Source organism: Rhizobacter sp. P2_H2 (assembly GCF_056403375.1).
This window is the reverse complement of sequence record NZ_JBFUFP010000475.1, coordinates 1-4046: the sequence shown is the minus strand read 5'-3', so window position 1 is coordinate 4046 and position 4046 is coordinate 1. Positions and strand designations below refer to the sequence as shown.

Below are 4046 nucleotides of genomic sequence, written 5' to 3'. Positions count from 1 at the left end.
GACCTGGCCTGCGCGGTCGCTGCGCACCGGGGCGGGCGCGGGTGCCGCCACGCGGTAGGTCGGCGCGGGTGCCGGCACGGCCTGCACCGGTGCCGGCGCGGGTGTCGTGACGGGGGCGGCAGGCACGGGCGCGGCTGCCACCGGTTCGCCGTTCTGCGGTCCGCAGGCGCTGACGACCATCGCAGCGCACAGCGCGCTCAGGACCACGCCCGGGGTGTACCAGCTCTTCGTGTTCATGTTGCTTCCTTTCGCTGCCGGCACCGGCCGGTGGATGCGGTGGATCGTCGCGCCGTGGCGGGGGGAAGGCTGTCGCCGCGGGCCGCGTCGCGGCGCAGGAAGCCTGCGTTCCCGGCTGTAGGGCAACGCCGACGTGCACCGGGGCAGCGTGAGCAGATGCAACGACTGTAGGCACGCTCCTACGCTCGTTTGCAGCCTCGGCCGATGGCAGCGGCGCCGAGTGCACGCGACGATGCCTGTCATGCTCCCCACCCCGTGGGAGCGCTCGCCGAGGAGCAGTGACGATGGCAAGCGATGCAGATTGGCTGGAAGACGTGCGGCGCTGGGCCCTGGGTGACCCGCAGCCGCACCGGCCGGCAGCCGAGCCCTCCGATGTGCCGGCAGCGGCCTTGCCGGACGATCTGGGCTACGAAGCGGCCCACCCGGCCCTGCAGGCGCGCCACTGGCCTGACGCCTTGCCGTCGAAGCCATGAGCGCCGTTGCGTCGTCGCCCACGTCACCTGGCGGTGCGGCCGCTTTCTGGAATCGCAGGCCGGCCATTCCCCCGCACTGGCGTTCGGAGAACGCGCTGATGCTGGCGGGCCTGACCCTGTCGGCTGTCTTGCTGATCGCGTTCTGCGCGGTCGTCTCGGGCGTGGTGCGCAGTGCCGAAGCGATGCACCAGTCGTCAGTCCAGCCCGTGGATTCGACGGCGAACCGCCAGGCCACCGGCAGCGACGAACGCCCGGGCTAGAACAGCTCGACGTCCCCGATGATCGAGTCGTCCTCGAGCGCGCCGCTGGCCACCAGCGCCGCATGGCTGCGCACCTGGTTGCGGCCGTGGCCCTTCGCGTAGTACACCGCCTTGTCGGCCCGCTCGAACGCACCGCTCGGGGTGTCGCCGGGCTTCACCTCGGTGAAACCGATGCTGATCGTGATGCGCCCGACCTGCGGGAACGCATAGGCCTCGGTGTTCTGCCGCATCCGCTCCAGCGCCATGGCCGTGTCTTCCTCGCGGGCGCAGCGCATCAGCACGACGAACTCTTCGCCGCCGAACCGGTACAGGCGGTCGTGGAAGCGGAAGCTGCTGCGCATCAGCCGCGACAGCAGCAGCAGCACCTCGTCGCCGATCAGGTGGCCATAGCTGTCGTTGACCGACTTGAAGTGGTCGATGTCGATCACGCCCAGCCAGTAGTGCTGGTGCGATGACGGCGGCGCGCGGCGCGTGTCGGCATGCGACACCAGCACCGGCGTGTTGGTCGCCTTCAGGAAGCTCTCGTCGAAGGTCTTGCGGTTCAGCAGGCCGGTCAGCGTGTCGCGTTCGCTGTAGTCGAGCAGGCCTTCGAAGTTGCGGTAGATGCGCAGGATGCTGCAGACCAGCCGCTGCGACTCATCGCTCATCGCCGCCTCGGTCTCGACCTCGAGCACGCCGACCACCTCGCGGTCGGTGCTGACGGCGAAGACCGTGAGGTTCGGCGTGCCGGGCACCGCGAGCACCGTCTGCCCGTTCATCGCCTGCAGCCGCGCCGGGAAGGCGTCGAGCGCGGGCAGGCTGTCGACATCGGCCCACACCGGATCGGCACGCGCCACCGCGTCGTGCAGGCCCAGGTGGGCCCGTGTCAGCCAGCGCTCCTGCCCCTGGTCGCCGACGCTGCGGTAGATCGCCACCGACAGCGGGCGCAACAAGTCGCGCAGCGCGCCCACCAGCGTCACATCGAGAATGTCGCGGTCGCGAAACCCCGTCAGCTCGGCGAGATGGTCGACCAGCTCGGACATCGGGTGTTCTCGTGTGAGCGCATGGTGGCCGGATTACACCAAGGTGACGTCGGCCGTGTAGCGCCCGATCAAGGCCAGCAGGTCTTCTTCCGAATACGGCTTGCCCAGATAGTGGTCGACGCCCAGTTCGGCCGCGTAGTCGCGGTGCTTCTGCGCGATCCGCGAGGTGATCATGATCACCGGCAGGTCGCGCAGGCGCGCGTCGGCGCGGATGTTGCGCACCAGGTCGAAGCCGTCCATGCGCGGCATCTCGATGTCGCTCAGCACGACCTGCGGCAGGTCTTCGGCCAGGCGCTCCAGCGCGTCGATGCCGTCCTTGGCGAGCTGCACGCGGTAGCCTTCGCGCACCAGCAGGCGCTGCGTGACGCGGCGCACCGTCAGCGAATCGTCGACCACCAGCACCAGCGGTGCCAGGCGTTGCGGCGCCTCGGCCGCCGCGGCCTCGATGATCTGCGCCTGCGTCGGCGCGTGGCGTGCCGCCAGCGTCGCGGCACGGGCCGCATCGCCATACAGCGTGGCCAGCGCCACCGGGTTGTAGATCAGCGCGACCGCACCGGAGGCCAGCAGCGTCATGCCCGCGAGACCCGGCAGGCGCGACAGTTGCGGCCCGAGGTTCTTCACGACCACTTCCTGGTTGCCCAGCACTTCGTCGACGTGCAGCGCGATGCGTTGCTGCGCGCTGCGCACCACCACCACCGGGCGCATGCGGGTCACTTCCTGGCTGATGGCCGTCTGCTGCAGCAAGGCGCCCAGCCAGAAGAACAGCAGCGAACGGTCGCCGACCGTGAAGGTGCCGCTCGCGTAGGCGTGCTCCAGTTCGTCCACCTTGGCGCGGCGCACGATCTCGATCAGCGTCGCGGGAACCGCGACCACCGTGCTGCCGCAGCGCAGCATCACGACCTGCGTCACCGCGGTCGTCAACGGCAGCAGCAGCTTGAAGCTGGTGCCCTGGCCGACCGAGGTCGCGGTCTCGATGCGGCCGCCCATCGCGTTCACTTCGGAGCGGACCACGTCCATCCCGACCCCGCGGCCGGCCAGCTCGGTCACCTGGTCGGCGGTCGAGAAGCCCGGCGTGAAGATCAGGTTGGCCAGCTCGGCGTCGCTCTTCGATTCATCGGCCTCGATCAGGCCCATCGCGATGCCCTTGTCGCGGATGCGCATCAGGTTCAGGCCGGCGCCGTCGTCGCGGAATTCCACGCCGACTTCGTTGCCTTCCTGGTGCAGCGACACGACGATGCTGCCGGCTGCTTCCTTGCCGATGCCGGTGCGCACGTCGGGGCGCTCGATGCCGTGCGTCACGCAGTTGCGCAGCAGGTGCTCGAAGGCCGGCGTCATGCGGTCCAGCACGCCGCGGTCGATTTCGATCGAGCCGCCGACGATGTCCAGGCGCACCTGCTTGCCGGTTTCCTTCGCGGCCTGCCGCACCACGCGGTACAGGCGGTCGGAGGCGCTTTCGAACTCGACCATCCGGGTGCGGAGCAGGTCATCCTGCAGGTCGCGCGTCAGGCGGGCCTGTGCCGCCAGTTCGTCTTCGGTCGTTTCCAGCGTGCGGTGCAGCGTGCGCTGCACGGTGGCCACGTCGTTCACCGACTCGGCCATCATCCGCGTCAGTTCCTGGAAGCGCGTGAAACGGTCGAACTCCAGCGGATCGAACGACTGGGCCTGCGCCTTCGCCTGCTCCAGCCGCGAGCTCATCTGCGTCTCGGCCTGCAGCTCGATGTCGCGCAGCTGGCCGCGCAGACGCTCCAGGTTGTCCGTCAGGTCGGACAGCGAGCCGCGGATGTTGCCGACTTCGGCCTCGATCCGCGAGCGCGTGATGCTGACCTCACCGGCCTGGTTGACCAGCCGTTCGAGCAGCGGGCCGCGCACGCGCACCGCGGAGTGCGTCGGCGAAACGGCCTGTTCGACCGCCGCAGCCACCGCCGTCGGCGAGGCGGCGAAGCGCGACCAGTCGATGTCGCCGCCCGGCACCTGGGCCTGGGCGGCAGYGCGTGCCGGTGTCAGCACCGGAGCGGCAACCGGCGGGGTCGCCGGCTTGGCCACCGGGGCGACCG

The 4046-nt window shown here is 70.0% G+C and carries 5 protein-coding genes; 2 read left to right on the top strand and 3 right to left on the bottom strand.

The features are described 5' to 3' along the window. Positions 1-237 (bottom strand): hypothetical protein (locus AC1D15_RS20640; RefSeq protein WP_477827437.1); only part of this gene is annotated, 237 nt, incomplete at its 3' end. Between the two features lie 284 nt (positions 238-521). Between AC1D15_RS20640 and AC1D15_RS20635 the strand changes: the two genes are divergently transcribed. Then, positions 522-710: a hypothetical protein gene (locus tag AC1D15_RS20635; protein ID WP_156155058.1), complete on the top strand. Its 189-nt coding sequence runs from the start codon at positions 522-524 to the stop codon at positions 708-710. A 98-nt stretch (positions 711-808) separates the two neighbouring features. Further along, a complete protein-coding gene (locus AC1D15_RS20630) occupies positions 809-970 on the top strand; it encodes a hypothetical protein (RefSeq protein ID WP_477827436.1) in 162 nt (53 codons plus the stop codon). Here AC1D15_RS20630 and AC1D15_RS20625 read toward each other — a convergent pair. Then, on the bottom strand, positions 967-1992 hold the full coding sequence (locus AC1D15_RS20625) for a GGDEF domain-containing protein (protein WP_047509919.1): 1026 nt from the start codon (positions 1990-1992) through the stop codon (positions 967-969). The genes AC1D15_RS20630 and AC1D15_RS20625 overlap by 4 nt on opposite strands. 33 nt (positions 1993-2025) lie before the next feature. Beyond that, a partial coding sequence (locus tag AC1D15_RS20620; RefSeq protein ID WP_477827435.1) for a hybrid sensor histidine kinase/response regulator occupies positions 2026-4046 on the bottom strand: 2021 nt, incomplete at its 5' end.